20 protein-coding genes are annotated in these 21,728 nt (G+C 36.1%); 9 read left to right on the top strand and 11 right to left on the bottom strand.

The annotated features are described in order from the left end of the window. Positions 1 to 94 precede the first annotated feature (94 nt). On the bottom strand, positions 95 to 1,015 hold the full coding sequence (gene rbsK, locus GWJ05_RS09620) for a ribokinase (RefSeq protein WP_036939742.1): 921 nt from the start codon (positions 1,013 to 1,015) through the stop codon (positions 95 to 97). A 179-nt stretch (positions 1,016 to 1,194) separates the two neighbouring features. On the opposite strand from rbsK, the gene deoC reads away from it, so the two are divergent. From deoC to prfH, 4 genes are all read left to right on the top strand, one after another. Then, positions 1,195 to 1,863 (top strand): deoxyribose-phosphate aldolase, encoded by a 669-nt coding sequence (gene deoC / locus GWJ05_RS09615; protein ID WP_036939745.1) that lies wholly within the window; start codon positions 1,195 to 1,197, stop codon positions 1,861 to 1,863. Between the two features lie 54 nt (positions 1,864 to 1,917). Continuing rightward, positions 1,918 to 2,694 (top strand): DeoR family transcriptional regulator, encoded by a 777-nt coding sequence (locus GWJ05_RS09610; protein ID WP_036939748.1) that lies wholly within the window; start codon positions 1,918 to 1,920, stop codon positions 2,692 to 2,694. Positions 2,695 to 3,008: 314 nt separating this feature from the next. Continuing rightward, entirely contained in the window at positions 3,009 to 4,145 is a 1,137-nt protein-coding gene (locus tag GWJ05_RS09605) for an RNA ligase RtcB family protein (RefSeq protein ID WP_036939751.1), read from the top strand. Further along, a complete protein-coding gene (gene prfH, locus GWJ05_RS09600; RefSeq protein WP_036939753.1) occupies positions 4,145 to 4,756 on the top strand; it encodes a peptide chain release factor H in 612 nt (203 codons plus the stop codon). Before GWJ05_RS09605 ends, prfH begins: the two co-directional genes overlap by 1 nt. Before the next feature lie 221 nt (positions 4,757 to 4,977). On the opposite strand, the gene GWJ05_RS09595 is transcribed toward prfH, so the two are convergent. The 4 genes from GWJ05_RS09595 to dpaL form a co-directional block, all read right to left on the bottom strand. After that, positions 4,978 to 6,252, bottom strand: a complete 1,275-nt coding sequence (locus GWJ05_RS09595; protein WP_036939756.1) for an MFS transporter — start codon at positions 6,250 to 6,252, stop codon at positions 4,978 to 4,980. Positions 6,253 to 6,347: 95 nt separating this feature from the next. Further along, the gene (locus GWJ05_RS09590; RefSeq protein WP_036939759.1) at positions 6,348 to 7,934 is read right to left on the bottom strand and encodes an N-acyl-D-amino-acid deacylase family protein; all 1,587 of its coding nucleotides are present in this window, start codon (positions 7,932 to 7,934) and stop codon (positions 6,348 to 6,350) included. A 72-nt stretch (positions 7,935 to 8,006) separates the two neighbouring features. Beyond that, the gene (locus GWJ05_RS09585) at positions 8,007 to 9,191 is read right to left on the bottom strand and encodes a YgeY family selenium metabolism-linked hydrolase (RefSeq protein WP_036939762.1); all 1,185 of its coding nucleotides are present in this window, start codon (positions 9,189 to 9,191) and stop codon (positions 8,007 to 8,009) included. Positions 9,192 to 9,222: 31 nt separating this feature from the next. Further along, the gene (gene dpaL, locus GWJ05_RS09580) at positions 9,223 to 10,440 is read right to left on the bottom strand and encodes a diaminopropionate ammonia-lyase (RefSeq protein ID WP_036939765.1); all 1,218 of its coding nucleotides are present in this window, start codon (positions 10,438 to 10,440) and stop codon (positions 9,223 to 9,225) included. A gap of 366 nt (positions 10,441 to 10,806) precedes the next feature. Between dpaL and GWJ05_RS09575 the strand changes: the two genes are divergently transcribed. The 5 genes from GWJ05_RS09575 (at position 10,807) to GWJ05_RS09555 (ending at position 18,145) form a co-directional block, all read left to right on the top strand. Beyond that, positions 10,807 to 12,609: a sigma-54 interaction domain-containing protein gene (locus GWJ05_RS09575; RefSeq protein ID WP_036939770.1), complete on the top strand. Its 1,803-nt coding sequence runs from the start codon at positions 10,807 to 10,809 to the stop codon at positions 12,607 to 12,609. A gap of 631 nt (positions 12,610 to 13,240) precedes the next feature. Beyond that, on the top strand, positions 13,241 to 13,819 hold the full coding sequence (locus tag GWJ05_RS09570) for a fimbrial protein (RefSeq protein ID WP_036939772.1): 579 nt from the start codon (positions 13,241 to 13,243) through the stop codon (positions 13,817 to 13,819). Positions 13,820 to 13,876: 57 nt separating this feature from the next. Next, a complete protein-coding gene (locus GWJ05_RS09565) occupies positions 13,877 to 14,557 on the top strand; it encodes a fimbrial biogenesis chaperone (protein ID WP_036939774.1) in 681 nt (226 codons plus the stop codon). A 19-nt stretch (positions 14,558 to 14,576) separates the two neighbouring features. After that, positions 14,577 to 17,078, top strand: a complete 2,502-nt coding sequence (locus GWJ05_RS09560; RefSeq protein WP_115370499.1) for a fimbria/pilus outer membrane usher protein — start codon at positions 14,577 to 14,579, stop codon at positions 17,076 to 17,078. A gap of 8 nt (positions 17,079 to 17,086) precedes the next feature. Next, positions 17,087 to 18,145, top strand: coding sequence for a fimbrial protein (locus GWJ05_RS09555; RefSeq protein WP_036939777.1), 1,059 nt, complete (start codon positions 17,087 to 17,089; stop codon positions 18,143 to 18,145). Between the two features lie 114 nt (positions 18,146 to 18,259). Here the strand turns inward: GWJ05_RS09555 and GWJ05_RS09550 are convergent, their stop codons facing one another. Genes GWJ05_RS09550 through GWJ05_RS09525 form a run of 6 tightly spaced genes read right to left on the bottom strand, consistent with a single transcriptional unit; the run spans position 18,260 to position 21,719 of the window. Further along, on the bottom strand, positions 18,260 to 19,426 hold the full coding sequence (locus GWJ05_RS09550; protein ID WP_036939780.1) for a hypothetical protein: 1,167 nt from the start codon (positions 19,424 to 19,426) through the stop codon (positions 18,260 to 18,262). An 8-nt stretch (positions 19,427 to 19,434) separates the two neighbouring features. After that, the gene (locus tag GWJ05_RS09545; protein WP_036939783.1) at positions 19,435 to 19,950 is read right to left on the bottom strand and encodes a fimbrial protein; all 516 of its coding nucleotides are present in this window, start codon (positions 19,948 to 19,950) and stop codon (positions 19,435 to 19,437) included. Positions 19,951 to 19,960: 10 nt separating this feature from the next. Next, positions 19,961 to 20,488: a fimbrial protein gene (locus tag GWJ05_RS09540; protein WP_036939786.1), complete on the bottom strand. Its 528-nt coding sequence runs from the start codon at positions 20,486 to 20,488 to the stop codon at positions 19,961 to 19,963. After that, positions 20,481 to 20,636, bottom strand: coding sequence for a hypothetical protein (locus GWJ05_RS09535; RefSeq protein WP_161681384.1), 156 nt, complete (start codon positions 20,634 to 20,636; stop codon positions 20,481 to 20,483). The genes GWJ05_RS09540 and GWJ05_RS09535 overlap by 8 nt, the downstream gene beginning before the upstream one ends. A gap of 12 nt (positions 20,637 to 20,648) precedes the next feature. Continuing rightward, on the bottom strand, positions 20,649 to 20,969 hold the full coding sequence (locus tag GWJ05_RS09530; protein WP_161681383.1) for a hypothetical protein: 321 nt from the start codon (positions 20,967 to 20,969) through the stop codon (positions 20,649 to 20,651). A gap of 15 nt (positions 20,970 to 20,984) precedes the next feature. Continuing rightward, positions 20,985 to 21,719, bottom strand: a complete 735-nt coding sequence (locus tag GWJ05_RS09525) for a fimbrial biogenesis chaperone (RefSeq protein WP_052038571.1) — start codon at positions 21,717 to 21,719, stop codon at positions 20,985 to 20,987. Positions 21,720 to 21,728 lie beyond the last annotated feature (9 nt).

Below are 21,728 nucleotides of genomic sequence, written 5' to 3'. Positions count from 1 at the left end.
CTAATTTAATTGGTTGATTTTAAAGTGGTCCTCTCAATTATCTTATGGGTGAGATAACTGAGAGAATAGAAAGAAATGATTATGAAAAAGGATATTACTTTGCTTGCGACAAAAACTGCCCAAACTCTTCAATACTCGGATAAGAAGATTGTGTGCCTTTTCCAGTAACACTCAAGCCTGAAAACATCACGGCTTTATTTAAAGCTTCTTCAATATTATTAGTGTGAACATAATAATGGGAAAAACAACCAATAAAGGCATCGCCTGCTCCACTGGTGTCTATTGCATCCACTTTAATGGCAGGAATATATTTTTCAATTTCACCATTCATCCATAATGCGCCCTTTTCACCTAATGTGACGATGACATTCTTAAAACCTTTTTGTAGTAAAGAGCAAGCAGCTTCGCGAATTTCATCCATTGTGGTGATTGGCATACCTGTCAATATTTCAAGCTCGGTTTCATTCGGAACAAAAAAGTCACAACGGGCTGCAATATCAAGATCGAGCGCTTTTGAAGCGGGTGCTGGGTTAAATAACACAGGAATATGGTGTTTGTTACCAAACTCAATGGCGTGATAGACCGTTTCAAGCGGGATTTCTAATTGCAGTACAATTATTTTGCATTTTTTCAGGCTATCTGCCGCTCTATCAATATCTTCTGGTGACAAATGTTGATTGGCACCCTTAACAATTAAAATACTATTTGATGATTGGGAAGTCACAAAAATAGGTGCAACACCACTTGTTGTACCTGGTACTTTTTCAACATAGCGTGTATTAATGCCATAAGATCCTAAATTCATGATGGTATTATCCGCGAAAATATCATCGCCGACCTTTGTTAACATCATCACTTTTGAATTTAATTTAGCGGCAGCAACCGCTTGATTAGCCCCTTTACCGCCACAACCAATCTTAAATGCCGGCGCCTCAAGGGTTTCCCCCTCTTTTGGCATCCTATCTATATAGGTGATCAAATCCACCATATTTGAACCAATCACTGCGATATCCATAGCGCCTCTTACTCTTATGTGAAATTTATAAATGTGAAAATAGTGACGTTTTGATAGATACATAACAATATAATGTTATTTTATTATCATTTGTGATTGTTATCCCGTTAAAACAGCACTAATATGTTGGCAAATTAACATTAGTGATAAATAACAATCTTCTTATTAAGGAATATACAATGCGTCCATTAGCTAATTATATCGATCATACCCTTCTTGCTGCAGATACAACTGAAGCACAAATCAAGAAATTGTGTGCTGAAGCAGTAGAACATGGTTTCTTCTCTGTTTGTATTAACACTTCTTACATCCCTTTAGCAAGAACTTGCCTTGCAGGAAGTGATGTAAAAGTATGTTGTGTTATCGACTTTCCATTCGGTGCGGGTTTAACAGCAACAAAAGCATTTGAAGCAGCTGAAGCTATTCGCCAAGGTGCACAAGAAGTCGATATGGTTATCAATATCGGTATGTTAAAAAGCGGTCGTTTAGACTTCGTAAAACAAGATATTGAAGCAGTAAAAGCAGCTTGTGGTAATACAACTCTGAAAGTTATTTTAGAAACTTGCTTATTATCTGACGACGAAGTACGTTTAGTTTGTGAAATGTGTCGTGAGATCCGCGTTGATTTTGTGAAAACATCAACAGGATACAGTACAATGGGTGCCACAGAACATCATGTTGCATTAATGCGTAAAACGGTGGGTGACGAAGTGGGCGTAAAAGCGTCTGGTGGTGTTCGCGATCGCCAAACAGCATTAAACATGATCAAAGCAGGTGCAACTCGTATCGGTGCTAGCGCAAGTGTCGCTATCGCAACAGATTCAGATGCGCCTGAATCAAACTACTAATTATTTAGCGTATATTTTTTGGAGTACGCTATTCGATAACACAAGGATCCCTCGGTGATAGAGACCAAACAGCACGAACGTTTGCGCCGCCTCAGTGAATGTATAAAACGCTCAGGTCGCATACATCTTAAAGATGCCGCGAGGATCCTTGAAGTTTCTGAAATGACAATTAGACGCGATCTCAGTTCTGACGCCGAAAACCCTTTTCCGATGTCATTATTAGGTGGTTATGTTGTTGCATTAGCCCAGCCTCATTCAGGGTTAATTTCAACATCCTCTGATATTATTACACCGGATCAAACTGAAGAACTTCATATTCCAAATCTTGCCGCAGGTATGGTTTCTGACGGAGATGTTCTTTTTTTCGATAATGGGCAATTTATTCCTACACTGATTGAGCTTATTCCCGATAACCTGCATTTCACAGGGATCTGCTATTCTCATCGAGTATTTTTGGCATTAAGCCAGAAAAAAAATGCCACTGTATTACTCTGCGGAGGCGAATATCGTCCTAAAAGTGACTCCTTCTACAACCCTACCCAACCTTCTTATCTTGATAGTATTAATCCTAAAAAAGCCTTTATTTCAGCTGAAGGTGTTCATCTCGATTTTGGCGTTACCTGTTATAACATCGACGATCTTTATATGAAGAAAAAAGCGATGGATAAATCTATTCGTAAGGTCTTACTCACTAAATACCACTATTTTGATGAAGCCGCCACAGGCAATATGGGCGATTTAGCTCAGTTTGATGTTATTATCACAGATAGAAAATTAACGGATGATTACGAAGATTATTGCCGAAAAAGCTCAGTAAAAGTGATTTATTAATTAAAAATAGAGTGCTAACTAAAATAGATAATAAAGAAAAGTTAGTCTTAAATTAAATAAATTATATTTATCTTCTTTTATAAAAATAAAGAAAATTCACACCATTTTTTTAATTGCTAAAGCGAGAAAAAGTGGTTACTATGCCAGCGATTTATTATTTTTCACTTATTTTAATTAACGCAAGGAGGTATCCCATGACAACTACAAATATGAATACTCTTTGCGGACAATCTCAGAAGTAATCCTTTTTTCCTTCTTTTTGCTGTCCGCCAATCAATTTATTTTTTTATCCTTTACATTATATGGATTGGTATATGGACAAGTGTGTTCATTATTTATCTGATAGCGTTTGTTATATCGCATCGGATAATACTTGGATTGAAAGCAAAGCAATCCAACAACTAGAAACAACGGCTCAACTTCCTGATATGACTTATGTGACAGGTATGCCAGACCTACATCCTGGTCGCGGTTATCCTATTGGCGCAGCCTTTTTTTCTGTTAATCGTTTTTACCCTGCCTTAGTCGGAAATGATATTGGCTGTGGTATGACACTCTTTCAAACTGAATTTAAAAACAGCAAACTTAACTTAGATAAAGCAGAAAAACAGTTGAGTGAAATGAGTGATATCGCACCGTCAGAATGGTTAGAAGCACATCTACCGACTGAAATGCAAAACCACCCTTTTGCTGGATCTTTAGGCTCTATTGGTGGTGGTAATCACTTTGCTGAATTCCAACAAATTGACCAAGTGATCAATGAAACCCTTTTCGCTGAAAGTGGTATCAATAAAAAACAGTTATTGCTACTCGTTCACAGCGGATCGAGAGGTTTAGGACAATCTATCTTACGTGCTCATACAGAACAGTTTGGTCATAAAGGACTGGTTGCTAACACCGAAGATGCAAATGAATATTTGCAAGCTCACAATAATGCACTTGATTATGCAAAGATTAATCGTCGCCTTATTGGTGAAAGAATGATGCGCCAAATCCGTACTCAAGGTGAGGTTATTTCTGATGTAAATCATAATCTTGTAGAGCCTTGCGAATTACATGGTCAACAAGGCTGGTTACATCGAAAAGGTGCAACACCGGCACATCACGATATGGTCGTTATTCCGGGTTCACGCGGTGATTACAGTTATATTGTTAAGCCTATTGTGTCTGAATTAAGCCTTCATTCATTACCGCATGGTGCTGGCAGAAAATGGATGCGAACAGAGTGTAAAGGCCGTTTATCACACCGTTTTACACCCTTACAACTTTCACGAACTGCATTAGGTAGCCGTATTATTTGTGCCAATAAACAACTGATTTATGAAGAAGCACCACAATCTTATAAATCAATTGAGACAGTGATTGAAAGTATGGTGAGTATTGGATTAATCGAAGTCATTGCACGTTTAAAACCGGTGATCACCTACAAAACCAGTGGAGAGATGGCGTAATGTTATTACAATTCACCTCTGCACAAGGCCCTGAAGAGTGCTGTTTAGCGGTTGAAAAAGCCTTAAATTACTTTTTGAAATCAACGTTAAAACAAAAAGTTAACGTAACAATCCTTGAAAAAGAGCCTTCACGTTATGGCTTAAAATCTGCGTTAGTGTCTCTTGAAGGTGCTGATGCACAAACTATCGCCCAACAGTGGACAGGTTCAGTACAATGGCAATGCACAAGCACGTTACGACCACGGCATAAGCGTAAAAACTGGTTTATTGGTGTTGCCTGTTTTGAACAACCTGATGAAATTAACGACAAAGAAATTGTCTTTGAAACCATGCGTTCCAATGGCCCCGGTGGTCAGCATGTTAACAAAACAGAATCTGCGATCAGAGCAACACATATTGCCACAGGCATTAGTGTAAAAGTGCAATCAGAGCGTAGTCAGCACGCCAATAAAAAGCTTGCTAAACAACTTATTGCATGGCATTTAGAGGCTTATATGATGAAGCAACACGCCTCATTAAATAGCCAACGCCATATTGCCCATCACCGAGTTATTCGTGGCGATGCCACACTCTGTTTTAGTGGTAATGACTTTGTTCTAATAAACAAATAATGTCATTAATCTAACAAAAGCAAAGCCACGATTTTTAATCGTGGCTTTTTTAAGACAAAAGTATCCTGCAATAAGATTTTTTAAATTAAAAAATCAATAAAGCGTATAGTGAGTTTTAATAAATAAATCTTACAGTTAATACATTTATTTTATTTAATTAATCTTATTTCTTTTAATAACATCACACTTATTTAAATATAAACGTTATTAATACTGATTAATTAAACGGGTGCTGGTGTATTTCTCATTTTAACAGTGAATGTCACTACAGCAGAGGCGACTAATGCAACTATCATAAATATAAATGCACTGTCATAACTGCCACCACTCGCTTTAATTAAGAAGCCCATAACCGGTGCTGAAACAACTCCCGCCATTTGACCACCGAAGTTAACAATTCCTGAAGCTCGGCCCATGATTTTATTCGGGATAGTATCCATTAAAATACCCCAGAACATTGCCATGGCGAAGAACATAAATAATGCTGAAATACACTGATATACAACAGCCATATCCGCACTTTCAACGGTATATGTCATATATAAGAAGCCTGCTGCAATTACTGCGGTAACCATATATAACCATTTACGCTGTGATTTACATTTATCAGAAACATAACCACCTAATAATGTACCACCAGCACCAAATAAGAATGGAATAGCCGCCATTACCCCGGTTTTAGCCAAAGAGAATTCACGAACAGTAATTAAATAACTTGGTAGCCATGTTGAGAATCCCCAGAAGGTAATATCAAACAAAAACCAAATCGCTGCCATTTGCCACAACACTGGCATTTTTAAAACGTCTTTAAAAGGTACGGCTTCAACCGGTTTATCCGTTAATGTACCATCTGCCGCTAATTCATCGAGATCTTGCTGAGTAATACTTGGGTGATCTTTTGGATTATCACGAGTGAAGAAGTAAATACCTGCAGCAATTAATAAACCCGGAATACCTAAAACAATAAACACCATATGCCAGCCAAAAGCACCAATAATACTCGCCGCAACAATAACGGCTAATGCTGGCCCTAAGGTATTTACTGTTGATTGAATGGCCGTTGCACGACCACGCTCTTTAGAAGGGAAATACGTTGAGATCATTTTCCAAGAGGCAGAGGGAAAACAGCCTTCACCAATACCAAATAAGAATCGCACGGCAAGCATTAACGGTAATGTAAACACCATACCCGTTAAGCTGGTAAATACTGACCACCATGCAATACCGATCGCCATGATTTTACGCGCACCAAAGCGGTCAGCTAAGAAACCACCGGGTATTTGGAATGCCGCATAACCGACAAAGAACGCACTGATTATTAAGCCTTGTTGGGTGGTATCAAGATTAAGATCACGTCCAATAAAGGGTAATGAAACACTCATTACCATTCTATCTAAGAATGAAAGTAACCATGCTAACCAAATTAAGGATAAAACGGTATAACGAGCTTTCCATGTTTTCTTCGGTTGAAGGTCTGGAATAATATTTGAACTCATTTTCCTGTTCCTCAGGTAGGGGGAAACCATCACGGTTGAAGAACAACCGTGATAAACAGAGATAAGGTTTAACGTTTAAGAGTGCTATTGTATTGTTATGCTCTTAAAACATGACCACTACAGGCGTAACTTTCGACACCATTAATTAAAGCGATACGTCCATTGACCATCACCAAGTCAATCCCTTCTGGGTATTGGTTTGGTTCAACAAATGTGCCTTTATCAATAATGGTTTCAGGATCAAACATCACAATATCTGCGGCATATCCCTCTTTAATTAAACCTCTATCGATTAATCGAAGGACTTCGGCAGGTTTACCTGTCATTTTGCGGATAGCTTGTTCCCAAGTGAGGCATTTTTCTTCTCTGACGTATTTCCCTAAAACACGAGGGAATGCACCGAATACACGGGGATGAGGCTTACCTGCACCCATTAGCCCATCAGTACAGACGTTTTGTTCAGGACGGCATAAGAATTTGATCACGTGCTCTTCTGTACCGTAAAAATCCACCATTCCTACCGCATTTTCTTCTTCATATAGCAGATCGAAAGTTGCGTTATACGGATCTTTACCTCTCAATTTGCCTAGCTCTACAAGGCTAAGGCCAACGGCATCTTGGTTTTTTTCTGTTTTAGAACTAGTGACATAAATATTTTCTAACCCTGCGAAATCAATAAAGTTATCCCAACCCGGAATACCTTTTTCGATATCTTCAATCATCTTTTTACGCAGTTCAGGAGAAGCTAAGCGTTCTAATAATTTCTCTGTTCCCCCTGCGTGAACCCAAGGTGGTAAAATCACTCCAAGCATGGTACTGCCTGCCACATAAGGATATTGGTCAAAAGAGATACGGATGCCCTCTTTTTGGGCTTGCTCTAACATACCGAGCATTTCGTCGATTAACCCCCAGTTTTTCTTACCACACACTTTCATATGAGAAATATGCAACCAAACACCAGATGCTTTAGCGATATCAATAAGCTCTTGAGTTGATTCGATAATATCGTCAGCTTCACTGCGTTGATGAACCACAAAAATACCATTGTGCTTCGCAGTAACCTTACAAAGTTCGATCATTTCAGCAGTATCACCAAAGGCACAAGGCATATAAATCAATCCTGTTGATAAACCAAACGCCCCTGCTTTTAATTCACGCTCTAAGATCTCACACATCTTGGCGACATCTTCGCGAGTAGAAGGATTACCTTCTAATCCCATCGCTTCCATTCGGATATTGCCATGAGGCACAAGGTAAGCAAGGTTGGTTGCAGAGCCTCTTGCTTCCAACATCCCTAAGTAACCTTCGGTATTCTTAAAATGCCAATCAATACTGTCAGAATCACCATCTAAACCCGCAATATTCTTGCGCCATGCTGAAATATATTGTTCTGGTAATGGCGCTAACGCGACACCATCTTGCCCTAACAATTCAGTAGTGATCCCTTGGCGGATTTTGGCAGATAAAGCAGGATTAAGCAGAGCAGAAAGATCAGAGTGAGTATGCGTATCAATAAAACCAGGGCAGACTATTTTTCCTGTAGCATCAATAACCTGATCATTTGATTTAACTTCAATCTGACCGATTTTTATTATTTTTCCTTCATTAATCACGACATCAGCTTGAAATGCACTTGCCCCTGTTCCATCAATAACAGTGGCGTTTTTAAATATTGTTTTCATTCTGTTATTTCTCCAAAGAGTATCTGACTGTTTTGTCAGATACTCTTCTAGTAAGGATTTATTTCGTAAGAATTAAAGGTGATAAAGGCTATTCATAATGCTGTAGTAACCGCTCGCAGCACCTGTTAGTTGTTCAATTTCGATATATTCATCAATGGTGTGCGCCAAGTTTTCTCGGGATGGACCAAAACCAATGGTTTTAATACCCGCTTCACCTGCATAGTGACTACCGTTAGTACAGAAAGAGTATTGTGTGACTGTAGGGTTAAAGCCCGATTCATGCAGCCCTTTTAAAACGCTTTGTACATAAGGATCGCTCTCTTCTAATACCCAACCAGGGAAGAAACGTTCACCTTCAATAGTGGCTCCGGTGTAACATTTTTCAGTACCGTAGGCATAAGAGACTTTAGCTTTAAAATCAGCATCTTGAGAAGAAAGTTCATCAATCGCTTTTTGTAATGGTGCAAGCACTTGCTCTTTAGTTTCACCCACTAACAAACGACGATCGTAAGTAGCACGACAATACTCAGGTACAACCGAAGCGCCCGGATAAGGTGAGGATTTAATGTCCGTTAGCTCTAAGATCCCTTTTCCTAATACCGGATGGACGGATGGCGTTAAGGTTCTGATCTTCTCGATCAGTTTTGCCATTTTATAAACGGAGTTGATCCCTGCATCTGGATTAGCAGAGTGAGCTGGCTTACCAAAGGTTTCAACGACGATTTCAGCACGACCTCGTTGCCCTATTTTTAAATTTAATTCAGAGGCTTCACCAATCACCACATAATCGGGTTTATAGCGCTCTGAAACCAATCTTGCGGCTACGCCTTCAAAACACTCTTCATGCACAATACAAGAGACATAAATGCGGCCAGCAAAGTTACGCTGATTATCTTGACCGTAAAAGCCTATCGCCGAAATCATAGCAGCGACAGCACCTTTCATATCACTGGTGCCACGACCATAAATCTTGCCGTCTTTTATTTCTGCGCCATAAGGCTTTTCTTTCCAGTCACGCTCACTCACCGGCACAGTATCGATATGACCATCAAAAATAAGGGTCTTCCCTGGATGCTGACCTATAATTCCACCAATAATGTTGCCGTACTTATCTATATGAATATCGTCAAAATCATAGCTTTTCATCATTTCCTCTATGACTTTAACAACGTTACCTTCTTCACCTGAATAGCTTTTTTGTTGGATTAATAATTGGCAATTCTTAATAACTTCATCAAATCGGTTTGCTGATAACATACTTTTTCACTCCAAAAGACTTATTTGTTTTTTAAAATTGTTTGAAGCTAGGCAACTCACCATCCCACACGATATCGCGATAACGTTCAGGATCGGTGTCACCTTCAGTGCTTATCACAAGCACTCTTGCATTTTCATCTAATCCCAGCGCTTCTTTTGCATTCTGATAAACAGACGATTGCATTAAAATAGAGAGTAAGCCTGTTGTGACTGCGCCAGATTCGCCAGAAATGATGTGCGGATCACCAGGTAAAGGGTTCCCTAAAATCCGCATTCCCCTCGTCGCGACAGCATCAGGGCAAGAGAAAAATGCCGCTGAATAATCACGTAATAAATTCCAACCAATACTATTCGCTTCACCACAAGCAAGCCCCGCCATAACGGTTTGTAAGTCACCCCCAACAGGTATAGCATCCGCTTTTCCTGATACAGCAGATTGATATAAACAGTCTGCAATACGCGCTTCAGCCACAATCACTTTCGGTGCTTGCTCGCCATAAGCCGCAGTTACCATGCCTTGTACCATACCGGCAAAAGAGCCTACACCGGCTTGCACAAAAATATGCGTCGGGGGTACTTCATGTAACTGCGCGAGAGATTCCAGCATTAAAGTGCCATAACCTTGCATGATCCAAAGAGGGATCTCTTCATAGCCATCCCATGCCGTATCTTGAACAACTATCCAACCATATTTATCAGCCATTTCAGCCGTCATTCTCACCGCATCGTCATAGTTCATATCAACGATTTCAGCGATGGCACCTTCACGTAAAATGGCATCCAAACGCTCTTGTGATGATCCTTTTGGCATATAGACCACTGCTTTTTGCTTTAACTGTCTTGCCATCCAAGCAACACCACGTCCATGATTCCCATCAGTGGTTGTCGCAAAAGTCACACCATTTAACTTTTTCCTGATCTCATCACTGATCATTACCTCATAAGGTAATTCACTTATATCCATCTCGAGGAAATCAGCAATATGGCGCGCCATTGCATAAGCGCCGCCCAAGGCTTTAAAGGCCTTTAAACCAAAACGAAAAGACTCATCTTTGAGATATAGCTCACCAACCCCTAAGGTTTTGGCTAACTGGGGTAAATGAAATAATGGTGTAGGTGCATATCCTGGGATCGTTCTGTGAAAATCTAACGCTTTCACTAACTCTTCATAACGAAAAGGGGCAAGCTCAGCGGTTGGTTTTCGCGTAAATGAACTTTGGTTAATCAGGTACTGCAATTGCTCCTGCATGGAATTACCTCTTAATCACACTTTAAAATTCGCGATAACCCATATCGCGATTAATCGAAATACATAGGGTTATCCCTTATATCGCAATATATATGCCAACTCCTTCCAAAAGCATGCAATTAAACATAATCCATTGATTTTAAAATAATTTATTTTTTTGTGATAAAAAAATGAAATTAACGATACAGAAAAGCTGTGATCTAGGCGGTTTTATTTAAGTGATAAATTATCAATAATAAGAAACCATGTGAGCTTTATACAAAAATAGCTTAATACATTGATAAATAATAATTAAATTAAGAATTAAAAATAGAAAATGATAATTTATTATCAATATTGATAATTTTAAGGTGAGGTGAAAATGTGATGCACTCGTTACTTAGTACCCTACAAGATGAAATGAGTAAATATACCGATGCTATTGCTGGCATCACAGGCACCGATGTTGAAATTATTGACAACAACTTAATTCGTATTGCGGGTACGGGCCGCTACCGTTATATGCTCAATCAAGATGTCTCTAACAATGGGCATATTTATCGCCATGTATTACAGGTACAGAAAACCATATTAATTGAAGATCCTAAAGAAAATAGCCTCTGTCAATTGTGCCAAAACCGCTTAACTTGTACTGAAGAGCTTGATCTTAATGCCCCTATTTTTCTGAATAACCAAGTTATTGGTGTAATTGGAATTATCTGTTCTAACCGAGAACAAAAAATGTTTTTGATGAAACAAAAACAAGCTTTTATCACCTTCATCGAACAATTTTCAGGGATGATTTCAAGCCGTATTTTTGAATGCCTTGAAAGGCTTAGAGAGCAAGAGCGATTCGGTACTTTTCGAAATTTGATTGATGTAATGGATAGAGGTGTTATTGCGATTGATAGCCAAGGTAAAATTTGGCACGCCAACCTTTCTGCTTTACGTTTTTTTGATTGCGAATTAATTGGCCAATCCCTTGATATCGATATGACTGGCGATATCCTTTATGGTGATGAAGAAGCATGGCTAATATTAAACCAACAACGCTATCATGTACTGTGCAAAAAAATCACCTTTTCATCCGTTGATAATGATCAGCTTACCATGGTTATCTTTCATGATGCCCGTGATTATATGACGCAAGTAAATACCCTTTCCGTTGATGAAAATCCCCACTCACCTTTAATTGGTAACTCACAAAAGATGTTCCAATTAAAAAACATGTTAAGCAAAGTAGCCGTTAGCCATGCCAGTGTCCTTATCACCGGAGAAAGTGGATCAGGTAAGGAAGTAGTTGCTTACACTATCCATCAACAAAGCCTACGTACAAAACAACCTTTTATTACTATTAACTGTGCCGCTATCCCAGAACAACTACTAGAAAGTGAGCTTTTTGGTTATGTCCGTGGTGCATTTAGCGGTGCTGATCCTAAGGGACGCATTGGTAAATTTGAATTAGCACATGGCGGTAGCCTATTTCTTGATGAAATTGGGGATATGCCTTTGCATTTACAAGCTAAGCTTTTACGAGTACTTCAAGAAAAAAGCATTACTCGTGTTGGCTCTAATAATACGATCAATATTGATGTACGAATTATTGCCGCCACAAACAAAGATCTGCGTGATATGGTAAATAAAGGGCAATTTCGTGAAGATCTGTTTTATCGCCTTAATGTTGTTCCAATCCATGTTCCTGCATTACGTGATCATCGAGAAGATATTGCTGAACTTGCACAATTTTTTGCGGATGATTTAGCCTTAACCTATCAGCGACCTGCAACGAAGATCCCTAATTCCATCATTAACTATTTATATTCCTATGATTGGCCGGGTAATATCAGAGAGTTACGCAATGTGATTGAATATATGTATGTTATGCAAGGTGATACCCTTGATTTAAACCTCAGCCATCTGCCACCTTATCTATTAGAAACCGCAGAAACGATAAATAACAAAAATGAATATTTATTGGAACCCATGGTAGAGAATATAAAAAATAACGATAAACAATCTCAATTAAATAAAGAAAAAGATAATTTAAAAATAAAAAGACACCGTTTAGAATACCAAACAATCATACAGGTATTAGATAAAACAGGATATACTCTAGATGGAAAGAAAAAAGCAGCCAAAATGTTAGGAATAAGTATTGCTACGCTATACCGCAGAATAAATAAAGCATAATAGTTATAATTACCTATCTTTATTTTAATTTGCCAATATCAAGCCATCATTTTTAGACTATCTATTTTTATAATTTTCTGCTTATATATGTATGACAATTAAATTTATATATATTAATTATTTTATTTTACTACGTTAAATCACTCAAAATTTGTAACTAAATATAATGTCAATAAAGTAAATTTAAACTACTTTATCGTCATATGCTTATCAAAGCTTAAAATAACAAATTGAAAATATTCAATTTTTTATTTTTATTTATTATAATATTAACGATATTTTTATTTTTCATAAGAAAATTTTGTAACATTGTCAATAAGACATACTTCAGTTAAATCACTAAACTCCTTTCACTCAAAGCCAACTTGAATGTCATAAAGAACTCAGCATTAATTAAAAATGATAAATTCCCCTAAATATGAAATTTATATAATTAATTAATACTAACAAGCTATTTTATAAAAGATTATATCTTGTTATTTTATTTATCTGTTTAAAGCACTTGTATATTCAGATGCTTTTACTAGATTTATAATTGGTAATAGTAAGTTAATCTCTAAATTAAATAGCATTTAATCTGTTTTCATTGAGAAAACAACTACTATTTATATAAATCTATAGAGGTCATAAAATGACTATTTCAACAAAAAAACTTTTTCCAATCACTTTGCTTATTTCAACAATGATGGCAAGCGCTAGTGTATTAGCAGTTGAAACACAAACAGGAACTTTAAGTTTTAAAGGCTTAATTTATTCTTCTTCTTGCATTATCGATATTAACGACACTAATTCGCCGAATGCAAACGTATTAATGGGCCGTTATCCGACTAGTGCATTTGATGGAAAAGATTCTGAAGTGGGTGGTGAAAATGGGAATGGCAAAATTGAAATTACTTTAGAACAATGCCCACCAGTAGGAAAAGTAACACTAAAACTCGATGGCAAAGCCGATAGTAGCTCCGATCAAATTTTAGCATTAGATAACCCAACCAGTTCAGAGACCGCTAAAAACGTAGGTATTCGTATTTATAACACCAAAGATATGAGTAAGGCATTGGTTATTAATGGAAGCAAAACGGAATCCATTGACGTTGAAGGTGCTGATACAACTTGGAATGCAGAGTTTGTCGCTAAATATATCAGCACGGCAGACACCGTTAGCCCTGGTCAAGCAGACGCGACACTAAACTATACCATTACTTATCAATAATAATTAAGCGCAGGTTAATACTTTAGTCTGCGCGCTTACATTAAGGTTGTTATCGTTATGTCTTTCAAAAATGTATTTTTAGGGTTAGGACTACTATTAGGTACCATAGCACCAAGCTTTGCTGGTTTTGGCCTAGAAACGACACGAGTCATTTATAATGAACAAAGCAATAACGAAGGCTTTGTCGCATTTAATACCGATAAAGACACAAATTATTTATTACAATCTTGGATTGAAGATCTTAACGGTAAAGTGACCCAAAATTTTGTTATTACCCCTCCTTTATTAAAACTTGTTGCACAGCAAAAAAATACATTACAAGTCACTAAAAATATTACGCTTCCTAATGATGTCGAATCAATGTATTGGATTAATGTTAAGTTTGTGGCCCCCAGCAATGAGAACTTAGAAAATGTTCTACGTTATTCCATGACAAATAAAATAAAATTAATTTATCGTCCGCAATCACTTAGTCATATTAATATTGAAAACGAAGTAAAAACACTTAAATGGTCATTAAAGAATGGCAATATAGTGATTACTAACAATACGCCTTTTTTCATCAATATTGGAAAGATATTTCTTAATCATAGTGAAGTTGAAGATAATCCAGGTTATTTATCTCCAAAGTCCGAAACAATTATAAAAGTCAATAAAATACAAAGTAATCAAAATAAAATTCAGCTTATTTATATTGATGACTTTGGTAAGGGTGTTCCAGTTGATTTTAAATTATAACTAAGAGATTTATTTCAACATGAAAATAGAAAAGGATCATTATTTAAATAAATCTCCACTCCATTTATTAATGTTTGGAGGTTTATTTTTCTCATTTAATACTTCAGCGGATGATTATTACCCACCTAATCTATTGAATATTGAAGGTCATTCACAACAGGTAACAAATGAAGACCTTAGTGTATTTAGAGAATCTTCTATTGCACCAGGTTATTACCATATTGATTTTTTTATTAATAAAAATCGTATTTTTAATCGTGAAGTTGAATTTTCGTTAATGGATAACGCAGAAAATAAAAAAAACCTAGTACCTTTACTAACAGCTGATGAGTGGTATCAAGCTGGTGTTGATATTCCTAGTGAATTAATTAAAAAAGATGAAAAATTTATTAATATTAGCCTTATTGAACACACTGTTAGCACGCTAGATTTAAATAGAAACCAGTATGTACTAACTTTACCGCAAAAATATATTAACGAAAATAGACGTCAACTAAACGAAGTTAATAACTGGGACCCCGGTATTCCTGCGACTTTAGTTAACTATTCATTTTCATCATTCAATCATCGCAGTAATGGTGAAACCAACGATAGTTACTATGGTAATATCCAAAGTCAAATTAACTTTGATGCATGGCGTTTTTATAATTATTCAACATGGACGAGAAATGAAAATGGTAAGAATAAATGGAATACATTAAGTAACGTCCTTTCTAGAGATATTTATTCCCTAAAAAGTGAATTACAAATAGGTGATCTTTATAGTTCATCCCAATTATTTGACTCTGTTAAATATCGCGGATTGAAGTTAATGACAGATCGCCTAATGACACCTTACCAAAATAGAACCTATGCCCCTAGTGTTGTCGGTATTGCCAACTCTGAATCTATCATTACCATTACACAAAATGGGCAAGTTATCTACAAAAAGAGTGTACCAGCAGGACCTTTTAATATTATTGATTATTCTCCAATGAGTAGCGGAGGAAATCTATATATTAATGTAAAAGAGTCTGATGGTTCAGAAAAAAATTTCATTGTACCTTTTTCTTCTATTGCTAGCTTAGAACGAAAAGGTGAAATGAGATATAGTTTTTCAACAGGGAAATACGATAGCCATAATAGCGGTGATGGTACCTATTTAACTCAGGCCGAAGCTTATTACGGTTTAACCGATTATGTCACCCTTTATAGTGGTTTACTTGTTGCTGAAAAATATCAATCTTTTGGTTTAGGAAGTGGGATTAACTTTGGAAGTTATGGCGCTATTACAGCGGATTGGCTTTATGCAAAATCAACAGTTAATCATGATAACTCTTTAAATGGTAATGCTTTTAGAGTTAATTATTCAAAAAATATTGAATTAACTAATACTAATGTCTCTGTAGTAGGTTATCGCCATTTTGATGCTAACTTTCTTAACTTCAATGATGCGATGGAATACAAGGATCAAGAATATAAAACAAATGAGGGATTAAAAAATGAATATACGATGTCAATTAGCCAACCTCTATTTTCAAATACTTCCTCAATAAATTTAAATTCGATCATTTATAAATATGCTGATGGAAAAAATATTAGCTCTTATAACGTTGGATTTAATAGCTCGATAAATAAGATTAATTACAGCATTTATTATACTTATTACGATGGCTATAGATACAATAACAATGATAAAAACACTTACGATTTAAGTATGAATATCAGTATTCCATTAACGTGGAATGAAAACTATGTGTGGGCAAATTATGCTGTCTCAACTAATAATAACGATCAAACCTTACATACAGCACGTTTAAGTGGAACTTATGGTGAGAAAAACCAAGCTAGCTGGGATATTTATCAAGGTTATGGTAATAAAGATATCAACTATAGTGGCGGATTAAACGGTTCTTATAAAACCTCATCAGCGATTGTAAATGCGGGGTACTCATACTCAAAAAATAGACAAAATCTTAATTACGGTCTTAGTGGTGCTTTAGTTGCAACACAATATGGCGCAGTACTTACACCATCATTACAACAGACCAATGCTTTAATTCTCACTAAAGATACTGCTAATATTGAAGTCATTAATGGCCAGTCTGTGAAAACAAATAGTCGTGGTTTAGCGATTATTTCAGGAATGTCACCTTATCAGAAAAATAATATTAGCATTGATACGAAATCTATCCCTGCTGATACTGAAATTAGCAACAATATTATTAGTAATATGATCCCAACAAAAGGCGCATTAATTCTTGCTGATTTTGATGCTAAAAAGGGATTTAAGTTCTTACTCACATTAGAAACCCCCAATAACAGCGTTATTCCTATGGGAGCGCAAGCTGATATTGGACAAACTGAAAAACAATGGGTGTCTAACTTTAATCAACTCTATTTTGTCGCAGATAAACCACAAGGCGATATTCAAGTTTCGTGGAAATCTGAAGGCAAAATATATCATTGCCATGCCATGTATAATACAAATAATGAGATTTCAAACAATGGGTTATATATTTTAACTGCTGAGTGTAAATAAGGAAAAAAATGACTAATGCAAAAAAGAGAACCAATAATTTATTATTTCTTACTTTTATACTTGGCTTATCTTCTGTTTCTTTTTATAGCCATGCTGATGGCTGTGTAAATAATGGGGGAATAAAACATGGCACAATGGATTCTCGAGGAAATGTTATTAACCTCAGTGGTGTCATTAAGGTTAATCAAGAAATAGGTCGATTTACTTTTGTTCGTGATGGTGGAAATATACCCGTTGCAGACTGCTCTCCAAATTCCGAAGTTTATGCTTATGCCACTTATAGTGAAGGTAGTGGTATTAAAGCGACCTATTATATGGATATCGATGGTAAACCTGCTTATTACATCGTCCCTAATGGCCCTGCAGTAAAAAGGGATGATTATGTTTATGTTTTATATGACAATAAAACGGGATTACCATTTAGAAGCCAGCCAGGACAAGAGATCCCTGTCGATGACGATCATCTTTATCCTATCGATGCAACGGTGATTGTCTACTCAACTAAAGAGAATCCCAAAGAGGCTGACTTTAGAACCCAATACCTCGGTTCAATATTAGTTAACCGTTTTAATTCTGGTGGAGGGACGACAGCTGTTGGCTTTAGTTATCGTTTATCTGTTAAAATAAATAGCGCTCCAACCTCATGCAGTGCAGAAAATACCAATCTTGTTATGAACCTTCCTAGAATATCAACTTCTGCATTTCCTAAAATAGGTTTTCCCACTGAACAGGCTTATGCTGAAGATCATCTAAAAATCAATTGCACTGGTAACGTTTCTGCCAAAATAAAACTTATGGCAAATAATATTGCAAGTTATGAAGGACAAGGATCCGTAATTAAAGCAGATAATGAAGGTGGTCGTGATAATGCTGAAGGCATTGGTTTTGTTGTCTCATCACCATTAAGTAATGATACACGTTTAGTGAATAATCAATTTGTTAAACTGGCAGATTTAGCCAATGGCTCCACTAGCGTACCATTGAAAGCAGAGTATTTTCGTTATGGCGATGATGTAAAACCAGGTAAAGTAAATGCGTCAGCCAACTTTGTACTTGAATTTAATTAATAGAGATAACAATTAGTTACTATTAGTCATAAATACGTCGTAATATTCAATAAAAAAGCGTTATTAAAAAATAAATAACGCTTTTATTTTTCTTATTTAGATTAATAAAAATTATTAAGGATACGCGGCAATTAACACAGCAGTACCACTATAATTACCTCCACTGGCATTTGTTCCTTTTAATATACTTTCTATTTGGATCTGTTTATATTGCCCCACCCGAGAAGTGAATCTCTGCCCTCGATTACCTGTCTCCGCATCAATCATTTGAATTTTGCTATAAATAGTTTTATTTGTGCCATCCACTTTCAAAGGTAATCGCTGTTGTGGATCGCCATCTTTTGTATAAAGTAGCTCAAATTCAACAGGGGTTGGAACAACGTGATCACAAGAGAAATTAATCGGTCTAACAACTCGGCTTTCATACTTTTCAGCATTTAATACACCGTGATTAATAACCAAGTTATAACCCACATCAGTTCGACATTCTGCAGGTGATATCAAGGTAGCCCCAATCAACCTCATTGGTGCTGTTGTACTGCTAATTGGCATGGATTGAGGTAATGAACTAAATGCCAATGATGTATCGGCTATATTCGTCCATGCCCTCGCATATCCTGCAAAATCTGAACTTGGAATAATAGTTATCCCATCGATATTTCTTTTTCTTATAAAAACTGAAATTTCGAAAGGAAATTGATAATAAAACTTATCAATAGAGTAATTTTTATTTTTCCCTTTTGTAAAATAGTCTCTAAGCATGGCTGATGTTGGATTACAAAACCGTGCATTTTTTCTTATTGTGTTCCATTTATTTAAAATATCATCAGGTGGAACAATTGTAACAAACGTATTATAACTAAGCTGGAAAACAGGTAATCCATTTAGTGTATAAGGCATTTGAGGAGAATAAACAAATATACGATGAAGATGATTATCTCCTCTTATTCTAGTTCCCTCTGGAAATTGTTTTACATAACTCCCCATACAGTTAACCATCCCGCTGGACTGTACTTGCCCTTTGACACCTTTATTTACTTTGAATGTTGGCCCTACTTGATAAAAAAAGTCACCATTTGATGCAATTGTGGGTGTTTTAGAAATTTGAACATTACTAGCCGAAAGGTTAATTGTATATCCATCTGAGGGATTCTGAATTGTATCAATATAAACAGATGGATAATTAGCTGCATAATTTAACGGAGAGAATAAACTGATGCTAATCGTAGCCCCTAAATAAATTAATATCTTTTTATTTATTAATGATAAACAATTTTTCATACTAGCCTCTAATTATAATCAACTAATAACGAAACATTAGCTGTAAAAGGTCCCATTTTAAGCTGTGTGCCAGAACGATTTGATACCAATTGAGTACTTAGTGATATTTTTCCTGAATTACTACTACTAAGAATTGGCGTAATACGTTCATAACGCTGAACATTAATTTTACGTTTGCCACTGGTAATATCAGAAAATTCAATCCCTAATTGCGCCGTTGTTGTGGCTAATACATCAGTACCATTATAAGAAAAGTAACCATTATCTTTAGGGGAAAGATATAAATTCATCATTTTATTTAAGTTACAATCTTTAATTAATACATCAAAGGTTTTTGGTGGTGTTTTTACTATTGCATTAACATCTACATTTTGAAAATTAACAAATAGCTCTTTTGCCCCTTTACCATCGGTTACGGTACATGCAGGATCCACTAGCATCGCATTAACTGTAATCTGAATTTCAGCAAATGAAATAGGTACATAGAATAAGCCAATAGTTAGCGCTAGTATTATTTTCTTCATTACCCGCCTCCTATTGATAATCAATATTAAATGTAATGGTAGATGAAAATGCCCCCTCTTTTAAATCCCCTGTAACAGGTGGGCGCGCATATACTTTAAAATTTAATAAGTTTTGTTCGTTTTGACCTGCCGCTAAAACACGCGCCATATCAATTTTTTCATTAAACTTAATAACTGCATCATTGTTATCAAGTAGGCCTAATAAAACATTAGAGCTACCTTCTGTTTTTAAATAACTAATACCTTTATCTGTCACAAGAGTATTGCTATTTAATTTTATTGAAATCGTTTTATTTAAATCACTTATATAACAATCAACGATAGGGATAGAAAAATTAATAGGTTGAGAACGACCATATTCATAAAGATATTTGCTACTAATCTTATTAAGCTGAACTTCTAAGTTATAAGGCGATTCAGGGAGCTTACATCCTGTAGAAACTAGATTTCCCATAAAAGAAATATCTAATGAACCACCTGCATAGCTATAAATGGATAGGCTACATAGTGGCAATAATAGATAAATCAACTTATTCATAATATATCTCCATCAGATAGCTATGAGCACCTAATTCTCGCGCTTCAAATTGCAATGCATTTCTACCATTTTGTAATGAAAATTTTTGCTTTGATAAAACACGATCATACTCAATAAAAGATAAATTAATGGGTGTCGGTGCCGACATATTTTTAACAGTCTATGGAGAAAATGAATTACCTATACCACATTCAGAGAAATTCGCTGTAATTAGAAAAGTATCATAAATTAAAAATTTATTTTTAGGACGATGGCTTTTTATTTTGTAATCAATTAATTTACAGGGTGAGCTGATAAGATTAGCGGTGACATAAATATAGCCACTGCTTTTATTGTTATATGCACTTTCTATTGTCTCAGTCGAATTTAATAAAGGCTTTGTTTCAATAGTAATCACTTTGGCATAGGCATAACTCCCAGATAATAAAATTATCGTAGATAAACAGCTATTTTTTAGATAACAAAATTTCTGGGAATTCATATTCTATTCCTTATATTACATTTCTTTTGCTACAGTGCATTTAGCTTGTTCACACTTAAATTGCAGTGTTGGTTTTCCGCCATAATCATTAATAATGGTCATATAGGGAATATTTGTTTTAGGCACAGCGAATTCATGATCTGATTTAGGCGGGATCATCACAACACTAAAAGCGCCTGTTTCAGATGCTTTTTGTGTTGAAGCTAGCCCAATTACTGTTAAATAAAAAGGCGTCACGTTATTTACAGTATACCCTTTCGCTGACGGCGTTAATGTCACACTATGAAACCACATGCTATCTGCTTGAGACAGAATTTCTGCCGGACGATAGAACAGTTTTACTCTACTTTGTAATGCAATTTGTAAAACGTTCGCTTCTTCAGATTTAGGTGGAACTTCGCGTAAGTTATAGTAAAAAACAGTCTCTCTATCTTTTGGTAATGATGTGATAGAAGGTGTCGTACTAATTTGTACGATACTTGATGATTTAGGATCTAGACGCTGGATCGGTGGTGTCGCAATTAATGGTCCTGTTGTTAATTTTTTCTCATTAGCATCATCAATCCATGTTTGTGCTAAATAAGGAAGCGTTGGATTATCATTACGAATAGTAATGTTAATCGACTTTTCTGTCCCAGGAAAAATCACTCTTGTTCTATCTAGTGTTACTGCGCTTTGAGCAACACTAGAGATCCCCATTAATGAGATGAAAAGAGTGGAAATAACAGTTTTATTAAATTCTTTTTTCATTTACGGTTA

Source organism: Proteus sp. G2626, assembly GCF_009915985.1.
In the GTDB taxonomy this organism is placed as follows: domain Bacteria; phylum Pseudomonadota; class Gammaproteobacteria; order Enterobacterales; family Enterobacteriaceae; genus Proteus; species Proteus vulgaris.
The sequence above is the reverse complement of the archived record's forward strand: the minus strand, read 5'-3'. Positions and strand labels throughout refer to the sequence as shown.

Bases quoted from the DNA above. Each gene is read 5' to 3' on its own strand.
- GWJ05_RS09605 (WP_036939751.1), top strand. From the start codon at position 3,009: ATGGACAAGTGTGTTCATTATTTATCTGATAGCGTTTGTTATATCGCA.
- GWJ05_RS09595 (WP_036939756.1), bottom strand. From the start codon at position 6,252: ATGAGTTCAAATATTATTCCAGACCTTCAACCGAAGAAAACATGGAAA.
- GWJ05_RS09570 (WP_036939772.1), top strand. From the start codon at position 13,241: ATGACTATTTCAACAAAAAAACTTTTTCCAATCACTTTGCTTATTTCA.
- rbsK (WP_036939742.1), bottom strand. From the start codon at position 1,015: ATGGATATCGCAGTGATTGGTTCAAATATGGTGGATTTGATCACCTAT.
- GWJ05_RS09550 (WP_036939780.1), bottom strand. From the start codon at position 19,426: ATGAAAAATTGTTTATCATTAATAAATAAAAAGATATTAATTTATTTA.
- GWJ05_RS09560 (WP_115370499.1), top strand. From the start codon at position 14,577: ATGAAAATAGAAAAGGATCATTATTTAAATAAATCTCCACTCCATTTA.
- GWJ05_RS09530 (WP_161681383.1), bottom strand. From the start codon at position 20,969: ATGAATTCCCAGAAATTTTGTTATCTAAAAAATAGCTGTTTATCTACG.
- GWJ05_RS09590 (WP_036939759.1), bottom strand. From the start codon at position 7,934: ATGAAAACAATATTTAAAAACGCCACTGTTATTGATGGAACAGGGGCA.
- GWJ05_RS09585 (WP_036939762.1), bottom strand. From the start codon at position 9,191: ATGTTATCAGCAAACCGATTTGATGAAGTTATTAAGAATTGCCAATTA.
- GWJ05_RS09540 (WP_036939786.1), bottom strand. From the start codon at position 20,488: ATGAATAAGTTGATTTATCTATTATTGCCACTATGTAGCCTATCCATT.
- GWJ05_RS09555 (WP_036939777.1), top strand. From the start codon at position 17,087: ATGACTAATGCAAAAAAGAGAACCAATAATTTATTATTTCTTACTTTT.
- GWJ05_RS09535 (WP_161681384.1), bottom strand. From the start codon at position 20,636: ATGTCGGCACCGACACCCATTAATTTATCTTTTATTGAGTATGATCGT.
- GWJ05_RS09525 (WP_052038571.1), bottom strand. From the start codon at position 21,719: ATGAAAAAAGAATTTAATAAAACTGTTATTTCCACTCTTTTCATCTCA.
- prfH (WP_036939753.1), top strand. From the start codon at position 4,145: ATGTTATTACAATTCACCTCTGCACAAGGCCCTGAAGAGTGCTGTTTA.
- GWJ05_RS09545 (WP_036939783.1), bottom strand. From the start codon at position 19,950: ATGAAGAAAATAATACTAGCGCTAACTATTGGCTTATTCTATGTACCT.
- GWJ05_RS09565 (WP_036939774.1), top strand. From the start codon at position 13,877: ATGTCTTTCAAAAATGTATTTTTAGGGTTAGGACTACTATTAGGTACC.
- deoC (WP_036939745.1), top strand. From the start codon at position 1,195: ATGCGTCCATTAGCTAATTATATCGATCATACCCTTCTTGCTGCAGAT.
- dpaL (WP_036939765.1), bottom strand. From the start codon at position 10,440: ATGCAGGAGCAATTGCAGTACCTGATTAACCAAAGTTCATTTACGCGA.
- GWJ05_RS09575 (WP_036939770.1), top strand. From the start codon at position 10,807: ATGCACTCGTTACTTAGTACCCTACAAGATGAAATGAGTAAATATACC.